The sequence below is a fragment of the Streptomyces sp. NPDC058534 genome (genome assembly GCF_042717365.1).
Lineage (GTDB): Bacteria > Actinomycetota > Actinomycetes > Streptomycetales > Streptomycetaceae > Streptomyces.
Genome location: NZ_JBHXNW010000003.1, coordinates 157,227 through 177,321 on the forward strand (window position 1 = coordinate 157,227; position 20,095 = coordinate 177,321).

Annotated in this window: 19 protein-coding genes; 13 read left to right on the forward strand and 6 right to left on the reverse strand. The window is 70.1% G+C overall.

What is annotated here, in order from left to right:
- Positions 1 to 26: 26 nt before the first annotated feature.
- Positions 27 to 2,552, forward strand: a complete 2,526-nt coding sequence (locus ACFWR9_RS02750; protein WP_383834409.1) for an ATP-dependent Clp protease ATP-binding subunit — start codon at positions 27 to 29, stop codon at positions 2,550 to 2,552.
- A gap of 76 nt (positions 2,553 to 2,628) precedes the next feature.
- On the opposite strand, the gene ACFWR9_RS02755 is transcribed toward ACFWR9_RS02750, so the two are convergent.
- The 3 genes from ACFWR9_RS02755 to ACFWR9_RS02765 all read right to left on the reverse strand — a co-directional run bounded on the left by ACFWR9_RS02755 (position 2,629) and on the right by ACFWR9_RS02765 (position 6,989).
- On the reverse strand, positions 2,629 to 5,583 hold the full coding sequence (locus tag ACFWR9_RS02755; protein ID WP_383834412.1) for an NACHT domain-containing protein: 2,955 nt from the start codon (positions 5,581 to 5,583) through the stop codon (positions 2,629 to 2,631).
- 43 nt (positions 5,584 to 5,626) lie between these two features.
- Complete coding sequence (locus tag ACFWR9_RS02760; protein ID WP_383834415.1) at positions 5,627 to 6,304, reverse strand: HAD family acid phosphatase; 678 nt, start codon at positions 6,302 to 6,304, stop codon at positions 5,627 to 5,629.
- Between the two features lie 133 nt (positions 6,305 to 6,437).
- On the reverse strand, positions 6,438 to 6,989 hold the full coding sequence (locus ACFWR9_RS02765) for a hypothetical protein (protein WP_383834418.1): 552 nt from the start codon (positions 6,987 to 6,989) through the stop codon (positions 6,438 to 6,440).
- Positions 6,990 to 7,389: 400 nt separating this feature from the next.
- Between ACFWR9_RS02765 and ACFWR9_RS02770 the strand changes: the two genes are divergently transcribed.
- The gene (locus ACFWR9_RS02770) at positions 7,390 to 8,067 is read left to right on the forward strand and encodes a M23 family metallopeptidase (protein WP_383834421.1); all 678 of its coding nucleotides are present in this window, start codon (positions 7,390 to 7,392) and stop codon (positions 8,065 to 8,067) included.
- A gap of 40 nt (positions 8,068 to 8,107) precedes the next feature.
- Here the strand turns inward: ACFWR9_RS02770 and ACFWR9_RS02775 are convergent, their stop codons facing one another.
- Entirely contained in the window at positions 8,108 to 8,713 is a 606-nt protein-coding gene (locus ACFWR9_RS02775) for a TetR/AcrR family transcriptional regulator (protein ID WP_383834424.1), read from the reverse strand.
- Positions 8,714 to 8,902: 189 nt separating this feature from the next.
- On the opposite strand from ACFWR9_RS02775, the gene ACFWR9_RS02780 reads away from it, so the two are divergent.
- Entirely contained in the window at positions 8,903 to 10,501 is a 1,599-nt protein-coding gene (locus ACFWR9_RS02780; protein WP_383834427.1) for an MDR family MFS transporter, read from the forward strand.
- 87 nt (positions 10,502 to 10,588) lie between these two features.
- On the opposite strand, the gene ACFWR9_RS02785 is transcribed toward ACFWR9_RS02780, so the two are convergent.
- Both ACFWR9_RS02785 and ACFWR9_RS02790 read right to left on the reverse strand, forming a co-directional pair.
- On the reverse strand, positions 10,589 to 11,353 hold the full coding sequence (locus ACFWR9_RS02785; RefSeq protein ID WP_383834556.1) for an SAM-dependent methyltransferase: 765 nt from the start codon (positions 11,351 to 11,353) through the stop codon (positions 10,589 to 10,591).
- Positions 11,354 to 11,417: 64 nt separating this feature from the next.
- A complete protein-coding gene (locus ACFWR9_RS02790; protein ID WP_383834430.1) occupies positions 11,418 to 11,843 on the reverse strand; it encodes an ATP-binding protein in 426 nt (141 codons plus the stop codon).
- A 96-nt stretch (positions 11,844 to 11,939) separates the two neighbouring features.
- On the opposite strand from ACFWR9_RS02790, the gene ACFWR9_RS02795 reads away from it, so the two are divergent.
- From ACFWR9_RS02795 to ACFWR9_RS02840, 10 genes are all read left to right on the forward strand, one after another.
- Positions 11,940 to 12,776 (forward strand): helix-turn-helix transcriptional regulator, encoded by an 837-nt coding sequence (locus ACFWR9_RS02795; protein WP_383834433.1) that lies wholly within the window; start codon positions 11,940 to 11,942, stop codon positions 12,774 to 12,776.
- On the forward strand, positions 12,745 to 13,014 hold the full coding sequence (locus ACFWR9_RS02800; RefSeq protein ID WP_383834436.1) for a DUF397 domain-containing protein: 270 nt from the start codon (positions 12,745 to 12,747) through the stop codon (positions 13,012 to 13,014). Before ACFWR9_RS02795 ends, ACFWR9_RS02800 begins: the two co-directional genes overlap by 32 nt.
- A gap of 284 nt (positions 13,015 to 13,298) precedes the next feature.
- The gene (locus tag ACFWR9_RS02805; RefSeq protein WP_383834439.1) at positions 13,299 to 13,739 is read left to right on the forward strand and encodes an ester cyclase; all 441 of its coding nucleotides are present in this window, start codon (positions 13,299 to 13,301) and stop codon (positions 13,737 to 13,739) included.
- Positions 13,740 to 14,063: 324 nt separating this feature from the next.
- Positions 14,064 to 14,222: a hypothetical protein gene (locus ACFWR9_RS02810; RefSeq protein WP_383834442.1), complete on the forward strand. Its 159-nt coding sequence runs from the start codon at positions 14,064 to 14,066 to the stop codon at positions 14,220 to 14,222.
- Positions 14,223 to 14,313: 91 nt separating this feature from the next.
- Positions 14,314 to 14,712 (forward strand): hypothetical protein, encoded by a 399-nt coding sequence (locus tag ACFWR9_RS02815; RefSeq protein ID WP_383834445.1) that lies wholly within the window; start codon positions 14,314 to 14,316, stop codon positions 14,710 to 14,712.
- Positions 14,713 to 14,934: 222 nt separating this feature from the next.
- A complete protein-coding gene (locus ACFWR9_RS02820; RefSeq protein ID WP_383834447.1) occupies positions 14,935 to 15,345 on the forward strand; it encodes a helix-turn-helix transcriptional regulator in 411 nt (136 codons plus the stop codon).
- A gap of 72 nt (positions 15,346 to 15,417) precedes the next feature.
- Positions 15,418 to 15,864, forward strand: a complete 447-nt coding sequence (locus tag ACFWR9_RS02825; protein ID WP_383834450.1) for a VOC family protein — start codon at positions 15,418 to 15,420, stop codon at positions 15,862 to 15,864.
- A gap of 240 nt (positions 15,865 to 16,104) precedes the next feature.
- Entirely contained in the window at positions 16,105 to 17,571 is a 1,467-nt protein-coding gene (gene dctA / locus ACFWR9_RS02830; protein WP_383834453.1) for a C4-dicarboxylate transporter DctA, read from the forward strand.
- 41 nt (positions 17,572 to 17,612) lie between these two features.
- The gene (locus ACFWR9_RS02835; protein ID WP_383834456.1) at positions 17,613 to 18,515 is read left to right on the forward strand and encodes a LysR family transcriptional regulator; all 903 of its coding nucleotides are present in this window, start codon (positions 17,613 to 17,615) and stop codon (positions 18,513 to 18,515) included.
- A 152-nt stretch (positions 18,516 to 18,667) separates the two neighbouring features.
- Positions 18,668 to 19,750, forward strand: coding sequence for a tartrate dehydrogenase (locus tag ACFWR9_RS02840; protein WP_383834459.1), 1,083 nt, complete (start codon positions 18,668 to 18,670; stop codon positions 19,748 to 19,750).
- Positions 19,751 to 20,095: the final 345 nt, after the last annotated feature.

Sequence of the window (20,095 nt, forward strand, 5' to 3'; positions counted from 1 at the left end):
CTGACCGCTCTGAGGAGCGATTAACGATGTTCGAGAGGTTCACCGACCGCGCGCGGCGGGTTGTCGTCCTGGCTCAGGAAGAAGCCCGGATGCTCAACCACAACTACATCGGCACCGAGCACATCCTCCTGGGCCTGATCCATGAGGGTGAGGGTGTCGCCGCCAAGGCCCTTGAGAGCCTCGGGATTTCGCTCGAGGCGGTCCGCCAGCAGGTGGAGGAGATCATCGGGCAGGGCCAGCAGGCCCCGTCGGGTCACATCCCCTTCACTCCCCGTGCCAAGAAGGTCCTGGAGCTGTCGCTCCGCGAGGCCCTCCAGCTGGGTCACAATTACATCGGCACGGAGCACATCCTGCTCGGCCTGATCCGTGAGGGCGAGGGCGTCGCCGCCCAGGTCCTGGTCAAGCTGGGCGCCGATCTCAACCGGGTGCGGCAGCAGGTCATCCAGCTGCTCTCCGGTTACCAGGGCAAGGAGACCGCCACCGCCGGCGGTCCTGCGGAGGGCACGCCTTCCACGTCCCTGGTCCTCGACCAGTTCGGCCGGAACCTCACCCAGGCCGCTCGTGAGTCCAAGCTCGACCCGGTCATCGGGCGCGAGAAGGAGATCGAGCGGGTCATGCAGGTGCTGTCCCGCCGTACCAAGAACAACCCGGTGCTCATCGGTGAGCCCGGCGTCGGCAAGACCGCCGTCGTCGAGGGCCTCGCGCAGGCCATCGTCAAGGGCGAGGTGCCCGAGACCCTCAAGGACAAGCACCTCTACACCCTGGACCTCGGCGCGCTGGTCGCCGGCTCCCGCTACCGCGGTGACTTCGAGGAGCGCCTGAAGAAGGTGCTCAAGGAGATCCGCACCCGCGGCGACATCATCCTGTTCATCGACGAGCTGCACACGCTGGTCGGTGCGGGTGCCGCCGAGGGCGCCATCGACGCCGCGTCGATCCTGAAGCCGATGCTGGCCCGCGGTGAGCTGCAGACCATCGGTGCGACCACGCTGGACGAGTACCGCAAGCACCTGGAGAAGGACGCGGCCCTGGAGCGCCGCTTCCAGCCGATCCAGGTCGCGGAGCCGTCGCTGCCGCACACGATCGAGATCCTCAAGGGCCTGCGCGACCGGTACGAGGCCCACCACCGCGTCTCCATCACGGACGAGGCCCTGGTGCAGGCGGCCACGCTCGCCGACCGCTACATCTCGGACCGCTTCCTGCCGGACAAGGCGATCGACCTGATCGACGAGGCCGGTTCCCGGATGCGGATCCGCCGGATGACCGCGCCGCCGGACCTGCGCGAGTTCGACGAGAAGATCGCCGGCGTCCGCCGCGACAAGGAGTCCGCGATCGACTCGCAGGACTTCGAGAAGGCCGCCTCCCTGCGCGACAAGGAGAAGCAGCTCCTCGCCGCCAAGGCCAAGCGGGAGAAGGAGTGGAAGGCCGGCGACATGGACGTCGTCGCCGAGGTCGACGGCGAGCTGATCGCCGAGGTCCTCGCGACCGCCACCGGCATCCCGGTCTTCAAGCTCACGGAGGAGGAGTCCTCGCGTCTGCTGCGCATGGAGGACGAGCTCCACAAGCGGGTCATCGGCCAGATCGACGCCGTCAAGGCGCTGTCCAAGGCGATCCGCCGTACTCGTGCCGGTCTGAAGGACCCGAAGCGTCCGGGTGGCTCGTTCATCTTCGCCGGTCCGTCCGGTGTCGGTAAGACCGAGCTGTCCAAGGCGCTCGCGGAGTTCCTCTTCGGTGACGAGGACGCGCTGATCTCCCTCGACATGTCGGAGTTCAGCGAGAAGCACACGGTGTCGCGTCTCTTCGGTTCGCCCCCCGGTTACGTGGGCTACGAAGAGGGCGGCCAGCTGACCGAGAAGGTCCGCCGCAAGCCGTTCTCCGTCGTGCTCTTCGACGAGGTCGAGAAGGCCCACCCGGACATCTTCAACTCGCTGCTGCAGATCCTGGAGGACGGTCGGCTGACCGACTCCCAGGGCCGGGTCGTGGACTTCAAGAACACGGTCATCATCATGACGACCAACCTCGGCACGCGGGACATCTCGAAGGGCTTCAACCTCGGCTTCGCCGCCGCGGGTGACAAGAAGACCAACTACGAGCGCATGAAGAACAAGGTCCAGGACGAGCTGAAGCAGCACTTCCGGCCCGAGTTCCTCAACCGCGTCGACGACGTGGTCGTCTTCCCGCAGCTCAGCCAGGCCGACATCCTGCGGATCGTCGACCTGATGATCGGCAAGGTCGACGAGCGCCTCAAGGACCGGGACATGGGCATCGAGCTCTCCCAGTCCGCCAAGGAGCTGCTGTCCAAGAAGGGCTACGACCCGGTGCTGGGCGCGCGTCCGCTGCGTCGCACGATCCAGCGCGAGGTCGAGGACACGCTGTCGGAGAAGATCCTCTTCGGCGAGCTGCGCCCGGGCCACATCGTGGTCGTGGACACGGAGGGCGAGGGCGAGGCCCAGACCTTCACGTTCCGCGGCGAGGAGAAGTCGGCGCTGCCCGACGTCCCGCCGATCGAGCAGGCGGCCGGCGGCGCGGGGCCGAACCTGAGCAAGGAGGCGTAGCCCTCCAGGGGTGAGCCGAGAAAGGGGCTGCCTTGGGACTTCGGTCCCTGGGCAGCCCCTTTCCCTTGTGGCGGCGTCAGATCAGCTCGATCTCGGCGTGAGGAAAGAGGGCAGCGAGCCCGGTGGTGTCGACGGGGCGGGCGTCGAGAATCTGGACGGTGCGTACGCCGGGGAGCGCAGGCAGCACATCCCGGCTGTCGTCGAGGCCGGAGAAGTCCAGTTTCAGCGAGGTCAATCGCGGCAACAGGGAGATCTCTGCCCAGTCGGAAGCGGTGGCCCGGTGGTTGGGAAGGCCGAGGTGTTCGAGTGTGGCCCAGTGGGACAGGCCTCGAAGCCCTGTGCCCTCGGCGGAGTCCCGGCCGAAGTAGAGGTGCCGCAAGGGCGCGCCTACCGGAAGGGAATCAGTCAGGCGGGTGCCTGGAAGCTGCTGCCCGATGATCAGCGCTTGGAGTGAGTCCAGTTCCTTCAGGCCCGCGAGATCGGTGCTGCCGTAGAGCGTGAGGCTTTCGAGTCGTAGCGCGGAGAGCCGACCCACGCCTCGTGCGGACGTGCACTCGCGCAGGGTCAGGCGCCGCAGGGAGTCGAAGGCCAGCAGGGGGTCCAGGTCGGTCAGTTCCGGGTTGTAGGCCACGAAGAGTTCCCGGACCGTGCCCGGCTCCGGCACACACGCCAGGACGTCGGTCATGGCGTGCGGGCCATCGAACCGGAGCTGATTCCACGGCCGCATCGCGGTGACCGCAGTCCGCTGGGCCGGGGTCTGGCAGGTCAGGAACAGTCCCGTCCGGTCCAGGTGATCCAGTACTTCCGTTGCGTACTGCCGCGCCTCGAACCGGGCCCAGGTGCCCACCAACTGCCTGCGCACGTGGAGCGAGGGATGCTCCCGGAACCGGCGCAGCACCGCCAGGGCTCCGCTCGGCGCGTTCTCGGCCAGCAGCGAGGCCGTGACGGTCACCCTGTGGGCCTGCGTGTCTGTCAGCCTCTCCGGACCCGGCAGCAGCTCCACCACCAGTGGTCCCGCCTGCGCCAGTGCCCTCGCGTCCTCCAGCGACCCCGGCGGAATCAGCGCCCCCGCCCGCGCCTCCACCTCCGCCCGCACCGCGGGGTCCAGCGCGGTCGCGTGTTCCAGGCACGCCAGTGCCAGCAGCGTCAGGCGCGGGGTGTCCGCCGTCAGCAGCCGGCGCAGCAGCACCCCCCGTTCCCCGGGGCGGGCGTGGGCCACCGCCATGCGGATCACGTCCTCCCACTGGGCGTCGGCCGCGTGGCCCGCGATGACGTCCAGGTGGCCCTCCTCGACCGCGTACCGGGCGCCCAGGTAGTCCTGGAAGGTGCGGTGGACGAACTCCAGGACGCCCTCGGCGGGACGGCGCAACAGGCCGCTGCGGAGCAGCAGTTCCCGCAGGACCGTCGCCGCGTCGCCCCGCCCCGCCGCCGAGGCGACCGACGGCAGTGCGCGCTCCACGATCCCCTCGGCCGTGGCGACGTCCATCTCCGTGCGTCCGCTCAGCACCAGCGCGTACGCGAGCCGCTGGAGCAGCTCCAGTTGGGCCTCCTCGCCCAGGTCCACGGCCTTCATGCCACGCTCCCGGTCCCGCCGGGCGAGCAGCATCGTGAGGGCGGCGTCGTACAACTCCTTGCGGCCGGTGGGGAGATAGCCCCGCCGCTCCCGGTGCAGGGCGCAGATCAGGCCGCACATCAGGGGGTTGGTGGCGAGGCGGGCCAGGTCGCGCTTGGTGTGCAGGGAGTCGAGCAGTCGGGCCTCGTACTCGGGGGCGTGCGCCGCCGTGTGCCAGCGGCGCACGAAGGTCGTGACGTCGGCCTGGCGCATCGGGGTCAGGGCCAGCTCCCGGAAGCCCTCGCCGGCCAGCCAGTCGGGGCGTACGGCGGTGGGGCGGGAGGTGAGCAGCCAGCGGTTGCCGGGGTAGGCGCGGATCAGGGCGAGGAGCCAGTCGCGGGTGCGGTGCCGTTCGGCGGCCGGGATCTCGTCCAGGCCGTCGACGAGGACCAGGCCCCGGCCGGCCGTCAGCACGCGCTCGGCCCAGCCCTCGGGCGGGGTGAGCGGGCATCCCACGGCCGTGAGGAAGGCGGTGGGCGCCGGGAGCGTGCCCGCCCGGACGAGGGTGCGCAGCGGCAGGACGTACGGGACCCGGTCGCCGTCCCGGGCGGCGGTGACCGCCAGCCACTGCACCAGGGTCGTCTTGCCGGAGCCGGCGTCGCCGCGCAGCAGCACGCGGTCGTGGGTGCGCAGGGCGTCCTCGGCGGGGAGACGGACGCTGTGTTCCGGTTCGGCGCGCTCCCCGGGCAGGGCGGCAGCGTGTTCCTCGTCGCCGGTCGCCTCCAGGCTCAGGTAGGCGACCTCCAGCGGCCACCTGTCCGGAGCGTCGCGCAGGTCGACGCCGTAGATGGTGATGTGGTTGTACTGCTCGGCCGCGTACGGCAGGTACCGGCGCTCGAACGCCGTGTCCCGGGCGTCCGGGCGCGGGACGCGGGCGATCAGCTCGTCGACCTTCGCGATCAGCTCCGCCTGACCGCGGGTCTGGTCCACCAGGGTGCGGGCGACGAACGTGGAGCGCCGGGTGAAGAACTCCAGGATGTGCAGGCAGGCCCACTCGGTCGCGGAGTCGAGGAAGTAGCAGGCGTCGGCGGACAGACCGGTGGTGGCCGTCCCCGCCCCCAACCGCAACCGCTTGGCCAGTTCCCGGTGCCCCAGCCGCACCGCTTGGACGTCGTCCATGTCCAGGTCGCCGAGGGCCAGCAGCCGCGCGGCCAGGGCGTCGGCGACGGCGGTCTCCTCGTCGCGCGGGAAGGGGCGCTCGCCGGGGGAGTCCAGGGCGGCGCCGACCAGCCGCCCCGCGAGCCCGCGCACCTCCCTCTCGCCGAGGGTGCGCTGCTCGCCCCTGAAGGAGACCAGGCGGGTCAGCCGGACCGGCCGGTCGACCAGTCCGGCGCCGGGGCCGCCGGTCACGAAGAGCTTCTTCACCAGCGGGGCGACGAGGCTGGACGCCAACTTCCCGCCGAGTACGGTCGGTTCCATGCACGGCCCCCCTGGTCGGTCGACCAGGGGAGCCTATCCGGCGTCAGGACAACTGGCCGTCGTAGTCGGGCAGCTTGAACGTCTTCTCGGCGTGCCCTCCCGACAGGTCGGTGGCGCTGTTGCCGATGTTCGCGATGATCGTGTAGCCCTTCGACTCGATCTCCGCCCGCTGTTCGGTCTTGTACTCGGCGACGTCCCGGAACAGGTCGAGGAAGCCGCGCACGTGCAGGCCGGCGGAGTCGTAGCCGGCGTGCGCGAGATTCCACTCGGTGGGCACCCCGATGATGCCCGGCCGGGCGGTGACGAAGAACAGCGCGACGCCGCGCTCCTGGGCGTACTGGGCGGCCTCCAGGACCGGCCGGTTGGCGGGCTGCGGGTAGCTGAAGCCGAAGTCGGTCTCCAGGGAGGTGTTGTCGATGTCGAGGACGATCGCCTGCTTCTCGCCGGGTCGGGCGTCGCCGATCCGCTCCTTGAGATACGGCAGGGCGCCGTCCATCACGGCCCGGCAGTCCCGCTGCCAGGTGTCGTAGTCGACGTCCGCGGCGGCGGCCGTCACGGCGGCGGTCGAAACGGCGGCGGCCGGGGCCTCGGGAGTGGCGGCGCCGACGGGCGTGACGGCCACGGTGAGCGCCGCCGCGGTGACGGCCACGGTGCCGACCGCCCGCTTCCAGGTACGACGGGTCTGTCTGGTCCGTCTGGTCTGTCCGGTCTGTTCGGTCATGGGGGGCTGGATTCCTCTCATGCCTGCGCGGATGCCTGACGGCACCAAAGTTGTCGCGTGCATGCTTGCCCCAGCAAGTGGCCGGACGGCAACGATTGGGTTACTGAGTAGTAGTCAGTGGCCTGACCTGCGCCTACGCGGTGATCTCCACCCCGTCCGGCACGTTCCGCACCCGCGGCAGCCGCGGATTGACCCGCAGGACCCGCAGCCGGGGGAAGTGGGAGAGCCAGGAGACGTCTGTGTCCGGCAGCTCCGCGTTGAGCCAGAGGTGGGTCAGCCGGCCGGGCGGCAGCCCCTCCGTCAGCTCCTCGGCGCGCATCACGCCGGCCACCTGGACGCGCGGACGCCCGCCGAGTCCGCGCAGCGCCGCCAGCTCGGCGGTGTCGGCGACCGGGAAGTACAGGCCGTCCGGGTCCAGGTGGGCGATGATCTCCTGGGCGTACCGCTCGGTGTCGAAGTTCCGCCAGCCCCGGGCGAGTTCGGTGCGCACCGGCAGGGCGGAACGGGACCGGAGGCGGACCAGGTAGTCGATGGCCGCGTCGTCCTCGACCCGGGTCGCGGTGAGGGCGAGCAGCAGCGCCTGCCGGTCGTCGGGGACCTGCCCCGGGTCGGGCAGCAGCTTGCGGACGAGGGGAGCGACCGCGCTGGACGCGACACGTGCCCCGAGTGCTGTGACGTCGACCATGTTCCGAGCCTAGGTGAACGCCCTTGTACGGGGGGCGGGTTAACCGGGACGGGAGTAGCCCCGGTCACATTCACCGGCCTTTCGATCACGGTCGCCGGTGACATGGCGCACAGGCCGTTCGGCCTTTACTACGGGGAATAGTGGAAGCCGCGAGAACTACGAAAACGGACATAACGGTGCACGCCGATTGGCGACCGCCGGGCGCCTGAGCTGGCTTTGTCCGAAATGGCCGCTCTGTCAAGAGTCGTGAAGTATCGCCCTCAAGTACTAAATAGGGTCGTAGGTCACACCTTTGTGCGGTTCGGGGCCGCCGGGTTACCAAGGTTGAGCCCGCCCGACGAACGCCCTGTGCGTCTCGCTCGGAGGGGCTTTCCTCTGCACCCGTCCCCATGAGGTTCGAATGTTCTCGCGTGTCACGTCCCGTTCTTCCCGTACGACCCTCCGCACCCGCGCCGCTGTGATGGCCGCCGGCCTCGGAGCCTCGGTCGCACTGGGAGCCGGGGTCGCGGCCGCCACCGGCACCACGGCGGCCTCCACCTCCTCCACCACGGCGAGCGCCGTCGAGGCCCAGGCCACGGCGCAGGCCAAGGCGGCGAAGGCCGAGAAGGCGAGCGCCAAGAAGGCCACCGCCAAGAAGACGGCCACCAAGAAGAAGGCCGCCTCCTGGGTGGACCCGGTGAAGAAGTACGAGCTCAGCGCCAGCTTCGCCCAGAACGGCGGCATGTGGGCGAGCAAGCACAGCGGCCAGGACTTCGCCGTGCCGATCGGCACCAACGTCGTCGCCACGCACGGCGGCACCGTCGTCAAGGCCGGTGGCAACGGCGCCGGTGACGGCCCCGCCTACGGCAACGCGGTCGTCATCAAGCACGGCAACGGGACGTACTCCCAGTACGCCCACCTGTCCAAGGTCAACGTGAAGGCCGGCCAGGTCGTGAAGACCGGCCAGTCCATCGCGAAGTCCGGCAACACGGGTAACTCCAGCGGCCCGCACCTGCACTTCGAGATCCGTACGACCGCCAACTACGGCTCGGCCGTCGACCCGGTCTCGTTCCTGCGGGACAAGGGCGTGACCGTCTGACGGGTGACCGTCTGACGGTGATCCGTCCTACGGCGACCGGCTAGGACCCGGGCGCGGATCCGGAGCCCTCGGCTCCCCGGTGCGCCTGGGTCACCAGGTCGGTGGCGACCTCGAGAACGGCAGCGCGCTGTTCCTCGGGGTCGTGGCCCATGTCCTGGAGCACGATCGTCCCGGCGTGCAGCGTGAAGAGCGCACTGATGCAGCGGACCTGGTCCACCAGGTCCGCTTCCGGGTCGATGAGGATGTCGCGCAGGCCGAGCATGCGGGTCTTGAAGAGCTCGCCGATGCGCAGGTCCCGCACGGTCGCCTGGTTCTCCTGCATGAAGCGGAACAGCGGCGCCGCGCTCGCCAGCGCCTCGCTGTAGCGGCGGACGATCTCCTGCTTCGTCTCCAGGGTGTGCGGCTGCTCCCGGCCCCAGGCGATCAGGTCCTCGATCGGCCGGGCCAGATCATCGAAGATGCTGACCAGGATCTCTTCCTTGGTCTTGAAGTGGTAGTACAGCGCGGCCTTGGTCACGTCCAGGGTCTCGGCGATCTCGCGCAGCGAGGTCTTCTCGTACCCCTGCTCGGCGAAGAGCCCGAGCGCCACGTCCTGGATGCGCTGGCGGGTGTCCCCGCGGCGTCGCTGCTGCCTGGTGCCGTTCATCGTGCCGCCCATCCTCCTACGCACCTCCTGCTCAGCGCACTCTGCCCGCTCCGCGCCCTTTCCGAAAAACTTACTTGACGCCCGGCTAGTTACGCGACTACCTTCCCGAGTGTAGTCAACTTGCCGGGCGGCAAGTAAGTGGGATCGCGTGGGATCGGAAGACAGCGGTGGCTGGGGGAAGTGGGAGCGATGGCGGAGACAGCTGAGGCGGGGACCGGCGAGGCCGGCGCCGGCAAGCAGCCGAGGAGCGTGCGGGTGGTCCTGCTCGCTCTCATGATCGCGATGATGCTCGCGATGCTGGACAACATGATCATCGGCACCGCGATGCCGACGATCGTGGGCGAGCTGGGCGGTCTGGAGCGCCTTTCCTGGGTGGTCACCGCCTACACCCTCGCGACCGCGGCCTCGACCCCGCTGTGGGGCAAGCTCGGCGACATGTACGGGCGCAAGGGCGCGTTCATGACGTCGATCGTGATCTTCCTGATCGGCTCCGCGCTCAGCGGCATGGCCCAGGACATGGGCCAGCTCATCGGCTTCCGCGCCGTCCAGGGCCTGGGCGCCGGCGGTCTGATGGTCGGCGTCATGGCCATCATCGGCGACCTCATCCCGCCGCGGGAGCGCGGCAAGTACCAGGGCATGATGGCCGGCGTCATGGCGCTGGCGATGATCGGCGGACCGCTGGTCGGCGGCACCATCACCGACCACTGGGGCTGGCGCTGGTCCTTCTACATCAACCTGCCGCTCGGCGCGGTCGCGCTGGTCGCCGTCAGTGCCGTCCTGCACCTGCCGAAGAAGCGCAGTCAGGCGCGGATCGACTACCTGGGCGCCGCGCTGCTGACCATCGGCATCACGGCCATCGTGCTCGTCACCACGTGGGGCGGCACCGAGTACGCCTGGACCTCGGCGCGGATCATGGAGCTGATCGGCATCGGCGTCGCCGCGCTGGTCGGGTTCGTGTTCTGGCAGACCAGGGCGGCCGAGCCGATCGTGCCGCTGCACATCTTCCGCAACCGCAACTTCACGCTGATGTCCGTGATCGGCTTCATCGTCGGCTTCGTGATGTTCGGCGCCACCCTCTTCCTGCCGCTGTACCAGCAGTCGGTGCAGGGCGCGTCCGCGACCAACTCCGGGCTGCTGCTCCTGCCGATGCTGGGCGCGATGCTCGTCACGTCGATGGTGGCGGGGCGGGTCACCACGAACACCGGCCGCTACAAGATCTTCCCGGTGGCCGGCGGTGCGCTGATGGCGGTGGGTCTGTTCCTGCTGTCCCTGATGGACACCGACACCAGCCGTTTCACCTCCGGTCTCTACATGGCCGTCGTCGGTCTCGGCATGGGCTGCCTGATGCAGATCACGATGCTGGTGGCGCAGAACAGCGTGGAGATGAAGGACATGGGCGTCGCGTCCTCGTCCACCACCCTCTTCCGCACCCTCGGCTCCTCCTTCGGCGTCGCGATCATGGGCGCCCTGTTCAACCACCGGGTCCAGGACGTCATGGCGGAGCGGGCCCCGGCCTCGGGCGCCAAGGCGACGGAGCAGTCGGCGACGCTGACCGCGGACGCGCTGAACGCGCTGCCGGTGGCGGTCCGCGACGCCTACCAGCACGCGGTGTCGTCCGGCACCCACGGCGCGTTCCTGCTGGGCGCGGTGGTGGCGGTCGTGGCCCTGGTCGCGGCGGTCTTCGTGAAGGAGGTCCCGCTGAAGGGCGCGGGCCCGCAGGCGGCCGACGCCCCGGCCGACGGCGACGACGGGACGACGACGAAGGCGCAGGTGACCGAGGCGGTCTGACCGCACGGCGGCCCCTGTCCGCCGCTCTCCGCGAAGGCCTCCGGGTGGCCCGGCCCCCGGAGGCCTTCGCCGTGCCCGGCGGTGTGCTCACGCCTTGCGCGCGGTGACCAGCGCGAAGGAGAGGTACTCGCCGGCGTCCGCGGTGAGCATGTCGATGACGCGCCGGTCGGAGCCGCTCTCGTCGGCCCGGTGCGCCGCGCCCGCGCGGGTCCACAGCAGCCAGTCCCGCCAGGCGTCGGGTTGCAACCGGGCGGACGTGACCTCCACCAGCTCGGTGATCGCCCACTGGAACCGCCACCACTCGGCGGTGTGCCAGGCGATCGCCTCCCAGCCGACCACGTCCTTGATGTGCGGCGGAATGGCCCCCAGCTCACGGACCTCCCGCGTCAGCGCGGGCGTCGCCATCCCCAGCTGCCCACCGGGCCGCAGGAACCGCACCAGATACGGCAGGTACCCGTCCGCCGTACCGAAGTACTCGAACGCGTCGACACTCACGACGGCGTCGAAGCTCTCCTCCTCGAACGGCAGGGCGTGCGCCTCCGCCCGGACCGCCCGCACCCGGTCCCCGACCCCGGCGTCGGCGAACACGGCCGCGGCCTCCTCGGGGGCGATCCACAAATCGGCCGCGACGACCTCGGCGCCGTACTCGCGGGCCAGGAACACCGACGTGGCGCCCTTGCCGGAGCCGAGGTCGAGTATCCGCATCCCCGGCCGCAGATCGAGGTCCCGCGCGAGGTCCTCCAGCAGCCACAGGGGATTGGGGCCCATGTCGAGGTCGAGCAGCCAGCCGGGGTCGTAGCGCGAGGAGCGCGGATAACGTTCGGGACGCACGAGATCACTCAAGGAAGTCACGATCACGGACCCAAGCGGATCGCCCTCCCGGGCACAACCGGGTTTCGCCGAGTGTGAGCGGTGCCTACGGAGCCGCGCGGCCGACGCACTCGAACCACACCGTCTTGCCCTGCCCGTCGGCGTACGGTGTGACGCCCCACCGATCGGCCATCGCCGCGACGATCACGAGTCCGCGCCCGCCGTCGCTCAGCGTGTCGGCGCCCGCCGGAACCGGCAGTTCCGGGCAGCTGTCGGCGACCTCCACCCGCACTGCGCCGGGCAGGAGCAGGAAGCACACGCGGCAGCGACGCCCCGGCACGTGCCGTACGACGTTGGCGACCAGCTCCGTGAGGGCCAGCTCGGCGGCGTCGGCCACGTCGGGCATCCCCGAGCGGACGAGATACAGCCGCAGAACGCGGCGCAGATGGCGGGCCGAGTGCGCACCCATGGCGAACTCGGCGTGGTACTGGCTCTCAACGTCCGCCGCCTGCGGACCGGTTACGTGATTCACACCACAAGGCTGCGACGCGCTGCGTACGCTCGACTACGCAGAGAAGCGAACATCGTCAGGCGTTTGCCGTCCGCAGTCCCGGAGTGAGGTGCCGCAGTGGCCAACATCCAGTCCCTCGACCCGACCGCGTCCCCCCTCGACTACTACGGCTGGGAGCTGCGCCGCCAGCGCGAGGCCCACGGCCTCAAACAGGGCCAGCTCGGCGACATCATCTTCTGCACCGGCTCACTGGTCGGCCAGATCGAGACCACGAAGAAGGTCCCGACGCGGGACTTCTCCGAGCGCGTGGACGCTGCGCTGGGCACGGACGGCTTGTTCTCCCGCCTGATCGGCCTGGTCCTGCGCAGCCAACTCCCCACGTGGTTCCAGCCGTACGCGGAGATGGAGGCGAAGGCGGCGTACATCTCGACGTATCAGGCGCAGTTGGTCTACGGGCTGCTGCAGACGGAGGAGTATGCGCGGGCGGTGCTCGGCGTGGAGGGCGGCAACGTGGACGAGATGGTCGCCGCCCGGATGGAACGCCAGCGCGTCCTCCGGCGCGACCAGCCACCCGCACTGTGGGTCATCCTGGACGAGGCCGCCCTGCTGCGGGAGATCGGCGGGCTGGACGTCATGCGCGGGCAACTCGCCCACCTGTTGGGCTTTGCGGCCGCTCCCTGGGTCCGGATCCAGGTCCTTCCGCTTGCTGCGGGCCAACACGCGGGCATGATGGGTACGTTCACGCTGCTGCGGTTCGACGCCGATCCCGACCTCTTCTACATGGACGGCTACGACCGCGGGCACATGACCGCCAGTCCGGACGTGATCAAGGAACGCTCATTCGGCTACGCTCGACTGCAAGCCTCAGCCCTCTCCCCCGAGGACTCGGCGAGACTGATCACCCGCGTGATGGAGGAACGCTATGCGGCCCCGCACTGCACTGAGCAACGTTGAGTGGCGCAAGTCCAGTTACAGCGGAAGCAACGGCGGCGACTGTGTCGAGTGCACCGTCAGCGACGGTGCGGCCTGGCGCACTTCCTCGTACAGCGGAAGCAACGGCGGCGAATGCGTCGAGGTCGCCGACAACTGCCCCGTCGGCTCCGTTCCTGTCCGGGACAGCAAGAACCCGGCCGGTCCGGTTGTGACCGTCGGTGCCCACGCCTGGCAGTCCTTCATCGAGGGCATGCGGTAGCCGTCCTTCTCCAGACTTTGCTGCCAGGGTTTGCGCATGCATGTGACACCGGGTGGACGACCTCTCCCGCCCCCGCATGCCGACGAGCGCGCCATACTGGAAGCATGGCTGGGCTTTCACCGTGTGGCCCTCGCGTTGAAGTGTCCGGTTCTCAAAGATGATCAATTACGGATCGCTGCAGCGTCACCCTCGACGATGACGCTGCCCGGCCTCCCGGCGGTCGCCGGTACCGGCCGATGACCAGCTCGATACCCGCATCCGACATCACAACGAGGGCAGCAACCGTGACGACCGAGGCCACCGCCAACAAGGCACTCATCCGGCGGATTTTCGAGGAAGTGATCCCGGGCGGCGACGCCGCCACGATGCGCGGGCTGTTCGCCCCGGACTGGGTGGACCACGATCCGTTGCCCGGGCAGCCCGCCGGGCGGGACGGCGCCGCGTTCGTGGTGTCGACGATGCACACAGCCCACCCCGACCTGCGCTTCACCATCGATGACCTGTTCGCCGAGTCAGACCGCGTCGTGATCCGGTGGAGACTGCGCGGCACCAACACCGGGCCGATGCTCGGACGGCCAGCCACCGGCCAGCCCGTCGAACTCGCCGCAATCGTGATCTTCCGAATCGCCGACGGCCTGATCGCGGAGCGCTGGGCAGGCTGGAAGCCCGGCCGCTCACCGCAGACCCACCCGGCCCTGACGGCCCCAGTCACCCCGAGCGCGTAACGCGCGGGCTGAGCGGTCTGCTGACCGTACACGCTGGTGACCCCGGCCGGTCTAGCTCCATGTGCCGGACACGCAGGTCAGGGCGGATCCTGCTGGCGAGGTTGGAACGCTGCGGTGTCGCCCGCCAGGGTTGCCGGGCGGCGCCCCGCAGGCAGCAAACGACGCTCGAACAGGGCCGTCAGCTCTGCCCGACCCAGCCCAGCAACCTTGAGGTTCCCCCGCTGCGCGGGAGGGGCTGACTAGCTGGTCAGGGCGGGTTGACGTGGTTTCAGGTTCACTTGTTCGGCCGTTGCCTGGTCGGCGCAGTGCTTCTCCTCGAATTCGATGGACGGGGGCAGGTGGCTGGTCCGGCAGGGTGGTCCGGCCCGCTTGTGGGACCGGACCACGGAACTGGTCACACGGTGGCAGAGGGACGGATGCCCGGCGGCCGACCGGATGCGGCTGTACGTCGGCCACGAAGGACAGCGTCTCGACTGGGCGTGACCGCGAGCGGCAGCCGCACCCCCGCGATCGCCGGGCAGGGCTCACTTCGGGTACCGCAGGTGATGTCAGCAGCGGCTGGGATGCTGGCGGTGTGATCCCTTGGAACCTGCTCGATCTCGACAAGGCCCTGCGAGCCGCCTGGGCCGCTGACACCTGTTCACCCGACGATCAGGCCGACTGGCGACCAGGCAACCCGGCCTGGGGGCACTGTGACATCACTGCCTTGATCGTCAACGACGTCTTCGGCGGTGATCTCATGGTTGGCGAAGTACACCTCGACGGGACCCAGCACGGCTTCCATTGGTGGAACCGGCTGCCCAGTGGCGCTGAACTCGATCTGACGCGCGAGCAGTTCCAGCGTGGCCAGACCGTCACCGCTGCGCGTGCCGTCGAGCGCCCGCCGGGCCCCCTGCCCCGCCGCTGGGAGGAGTACCTCCTGCTGCGCGAGCGCGTCATCAAGCACCTCGGTCACCTTCCGGGACCTGCCTGAGGGGCGACCGATTTCTGACCTCCGCGGGGCGACACCGCCACCACGGCTGCTGACGACCCAGAGGGGCACCGTGCTCGCCCTTCCGCACGGCACGGTCCTCCGCATGGGGCCTGAGGCCCGCGCCGGACGGCCCGGTCCGTGTTCTGTTGCCGTCCCTGCACACGGGCTCCCCGGCATGACCGCCACCCGGCCGATGTCAGTACCCCGTGTCACCATCGGCCCATGGACAAGCTGCGGCAGCTACGCCTGGCGAAGGACGCCATGGACCGTGACTGGGCCGACCCCGGCCTCGACCTGGACGCGGTGGCCGCGCACGCCGGGTACTCGCGGTATCACTTCCTGCGCGCCTTCAAGGAGGTGTACGGCGAGACGCCCGGCCAGTACCTCACCCGCCGCCGTATCGAGCGCGCCGAGGACATGCTGCGCACCGCCAACCTGTCCGTGACCGAGATCTGCCATCTGGTCGGCTTCAGCAGCCTGGGCACCTTCTCCACCCGGTTCAAGGCGTGGACCGGCCTGACCCCGAGCGAGTACCGGACGAAGCACGTGGGCCGGGGGACCGCCCTGATACCGGGCTGCTACGTCATGCACTGGGCAGGCGGGGTGCGGCGCAATTCCGGAGAAGCGGACTGACGGCCGCCCTGCCTACGGTGGCAGAGCAGGCCGCAAGGGCCGCGGAACGAGCGCAGAACACGGGAGCACGTCATGATCAAGGGTCTCGCCATCTCGACCGTCTGGGTCCTCGACCAGGACCGGGCCAAGAAGTTCTACACCGAGAAGCTGGGCCTTGAGGTCCGCACCGACATGACCATGGGCGAGGGCGGCATGCGCTGGCTCACCGTCGGCTCGCCGAACCAGCCCGACGTCGAGCTGACGCTGATGCTCCCGAGCGGCCCGGCGATGGACCCCGAGTCCGCCGACATGATCCGCAAGCTGGTGGCCAAGGGCGCGCTCGGTGCCGGCGTGCTGACCACCGACGACATCCACGGCGACTACAAGAAGCTCAAGGACCGCGGCGTCGAGTTCCTCCAGGAGCCCCAGGAGCGCCCCTACGGCACCGAGGCGCTCTTCCGCGACGACTCCGGCAACTGGTTCTCGTTCACCCAGCCCCGCGAGGGCGGCCTCGACCTGGACCAGGACTTCGCCTGCTAGGGGCGTCGCCCGTCCCCTCCCGCTGCGGCGCCCCGTATAGGTACTGCCTATACGGGGCATCGATTTTTGGTCGTGGACCTCCTCGCCTGTGACCCGCTTCACTGACCACGTCGATGGTGCGACGACCGGTCGGGACCCGGTCTCGTACCCGGGCCCTCGCCGCCGGCACCGGATGTACGGCGCTCCGCCTCTCACGGACGCGTTTCGCCGAGTGCGCCGACGGGCCTTGTCCGTGCCTGGATGGAGGTTGCAGTGACGCATGCCCCGAAGGAAGCCGTAGGCGAGGCCGTGGTGCGGAAGAGGCCCTGGTACCGGCAGCTCTACGTGCAGGTGCTGGTCGCGATCCTGATCGGGATCGTGCTCGGGTGGCGGTGGCCGGACCTGGGCACCTCGATGGAGCCGATCGGCACCACCTTCATCACCGCGATGAAGATGCTCATCGGCCCGATCGTGTTCCTGACCATCATCGGCGGCGTCACCGGAGTCGCGGACCTGAAACAGGTGGGCCGGACCGGGGTGAAGGCGCTGACCTACTTCCAGGTAGGCACCATCGTGGCCATGGCCGCGGGGCTCGTCGCGATCAACCTGTTCCGGCTCGGCGACGGAGTGCACGCCGACCCCTCGCGGATCGAGGTCTCGGGCGACGCCGGCTCCTACGTCGAGACGGGGGAGCAGCAGCACTGGTGGGAGTTTCTGACCCACATCGTGCCGGACAGTGTCTTCGGGGCGTTCGTCGAGGGCGACATCCTCCAGGTGATCTTCCTCGCGGTGATCTTCGGGGTCGCCCTCAGGGCCGTCGGCACGGTGGGCGAGCCGGTCATCGACGGGGTCAACCGCCTCACCGAGGTGGTCTTCAAGGTCCTGTCGTTCGTGATGAAGGTCGCCCCGCTGGGCGCCTTCGGCGCGATGGCGTACGCCATCGGGAAGTTCGGCCTGTCGACGCTGACCAGCCTGGGCTCGCTGATCCTGCTCTTCTACGTCACCTCGATCATTTTCGTCGTGGTCGTGCTCGGCGCGGTGCTGGCGGCCTACGTGCGGCTGAACATCTTCCAGCTCCTGCGCTACTTCAAGGAGGAACTCCTCCTGGTCCTCGGCACGTCCACCGCCGAGCCGGCCCTGCCGGGACTGATGCGCAAACTGGAGTTCATGGGCGCCGAGAAGTCCACCGTCCGTCTGGTGGTGCCGACCGGCTACAGCTTCAACCTCGACGGCGCCGCGATCTACCTCTCCCTCGCCACCCTCTACATCGCCCAGGCCACCGACACCTCGCTCTCCCTCGGCCAGCAGCTCGGCCTGCTCGCGGTGATGCTGCTGACGTCGAAGGGCGCGGCCGGGGTCGCCGGCGGCGGCTTCATCGCCCTGACCGCGACACTCTCGACCGTCGGCCATGTGCCGGCCGCCGGCATCATGCTGGTCTTCGGCATCGACAAGTTCATGTCGGAGTGCCGGGCCCTGGTCAACTTCTGCGGCAACGCGGTCGCCACCCTTTTCGTCGCCCGCTGGGAGAACGGCCTCGATCTTGCCCGCGCCCGCCAGGTGCTCTCCGGCGGCCTGCGGGAGGACGCCCCCGTCGCGCGGGAGGACGCCCCCGTCGCGCAGGAGGACGCCCCCGTCGCGCAGGGGACGGGGAAGGCGGCCGGCACCGGGGCCGACGTGCCCGCCGCGCGGCCGGCCGAGGGCGACGGGGCGGTGCCGGTCAACCGATAGGGTCCACCTGTCGCCCGATCCACGGGGCACTGGGAGGCACGGTGGACGCCCGGCAGCTGGAGTACTTCCTCGCCATCGTGGAGCACGGCGGTTTCAGCAAGGCGGCTGCCGTACTCCACGTCGCGCAGCCGTCGCTGTCGCAGGCGATGGCCAACCTGGAAGCCGACCTGGGCGTGTCGCTGTTCCACCGGATGGGCCGCGGCGTGGTGCTCAGCGAGGCCGGGCAGGAACTCCTCGAACCGAGCCGGCGCGTACTGCGCGACCTGGTGGCGGTACGGGACAGGGCGGCGGCGCTGTCCGGCCTGCACGGGGGCATGGTCGAGGTGGCGGCCATGCCCTCGCCCGGCATCGAGCCGCTGACCAGCCTGATCCACCGTTTCACCGAGCTGCACCCGTCCGTCACCGTCAGCAGCCGGGCGGCGTTCACCCCCGAGGGCGTCGTGGACCTCGTCCGCAGCGGCGCCTGCGAGCTGGGGCTGCTCGGCGCGGAGCGGCCGGTGACCGTGTCCGGGGTCGACGTCCTGCCCGTGGAGGAGCAGCCGTTCGTCGTGGTCGCGGCGCCGGGAGCGGGACTGGAGGACGGTGCGACGCTGCGGCCGGAAGACCTCGGCGGGCGCAAGCTGATCGCGTCCCGGGGCGGGAGCCTGATGCGCACGATCGTGGACGACGTCATGGCGCACACCGAGGGCACGGACATCGTCGCCGTCGTCGACCACCGCACGTCCGTCCTGCCCCTCGTACTGACTGGCGTCGGCATGGCGGTGCTCCCCGCCTCCTGGACCCGGCTGGCCCGCCGCTGCGGTGCCGCCGTGGCGTGCATCGAGCCCACCGCACACCTCCACGTCGCCATGATCAGCCTGCCCGCGCACCTCACCCCCGGCGCCCGCGCCTTCCTGGAGCTGACGCGTTCGTACGCCAGGCAGCGGGGCGCGCACAGCGGCTGAACCCATCGGCCGCGCCTATGGGTCGTATCGGAAGCAGGTCTTGGACGGGGACGGCGTCCGCCGGTTTGACTCAAGCCGTCGAAGAGAACGTCAACTTCCCCGGCTCGCGGCCCTGTCCGAGCCGTGCGACCCCGGCCCACCGGAGGCTCCTCATGACCGCACCCCGCACCTTCCGCATCGCCGCCATTCCCGCCGACGGTGTCGGCGCCGAGGTCGTCGCCGTGGGCCGTGCCGTACTGGACGCCCTCGCCGCCGACTCGGGCGGGGCGTTCGCCTTCGACTGGCGGGAGTTCCCCTGGGGCTGCGAGTACTACGAGCGGACCGGGACGATGATGGACGACGACGGGCTGGAGCAGCTCAAGGACTTCGACGCCCTCTACTTCGGCGCGGTCGGCTGGCCGACCGTCCCCGACCACGTCAGCCTGTGGGGCCTCAGGCTGAAGATCTGCCAGAACTTCGACCAGTGGGCCAACGTCCGCCCGGTGCACTTCCTGCCCGGCGTCCAGAGCCCCCTGCGCAAGGCGGACCACACCGAACTGGACTGGGTCGTCGTCCGGGAGAACAGCGAGGGCGAGTACGCGGGCCTGGGTGGGCGCAACCTCTCCGGGCGCGGGCAGGGCGGCGAAGTCGCCGTCCAGTCGGCACTGTTCACCGAGGTGGGCTGCGAGCGGATCATGCGCTACGCCTTCGACCTGGCCCGCACCCGGACCCGCCGCAAGGTCTCCTCCGTCACCAAGAGCAACGCCCAGCAGTACGGCATGACGCTGTGGGACGACGTCTTCAAGCGCGTCGCCGCGGACTACCCGGACGTGGAGACCGAGAGCGTCCTGGTCGACGCGATGTCCGCCAAGTTCGTCCTGCACCCGGAGGACCTGTCGGTCGTCGTCGCCTCCAACCTCAACGCCGACATCCTGTCCGACCTCGGCAGCGCCCTGGCCGGCAGCCTCGGCCTGGCCGCGAGCGCCAACCTCAACCCCGAGCGCCGCTTCCCCAGCATGTTCGAGCCGGTCCACGGGTCGGCCCCGGACATCGCGGGCCAGGGGCTCGCCAACCCGATCGGCGCGGTGGGCAGCGCCGCCCTGATGCTGGAGCACTTCGGGCTCCCCGAGGAGGCGGCCCGGCTGCACCGGGCGATCCGGGCCACCACGGCGGCCGGCGTCCTCACTCGTGACGTCGGCGGCACGGCCTCCACCGAGGACGTCACCAAGGCCCTCGTCGACGCCCTCGGCGCCTGACGGCCCCGCAGGCACACCGAAACGTCCCGGTCCGCACCCTCACGTCGCGCCGGGGGGCCGGGACCGGGCCCGGCACGGAAGGCCCGCCCTCCCGTGCCGGGCCCGTGCACGGCCACCACCCCTCCGGTCCCGGCACGTGCGCGCACCGCGGCCGTGCATCCGGGCGGCGCTGTGATTCCCGCCGGGTGCGTGGCCCCGTGATCGGGTGTCCGGCGGTGCCGGCGTCGTGGTTCCCGGTACGTACGCGGCGCAGCGGCCACAGCTTCGGCGGCGTACACGCACCGGGCCTGCCCGGACGCCACCCGCGGGCACAGCCGCTACGACCCGCCCCTACGACCCGCCCCT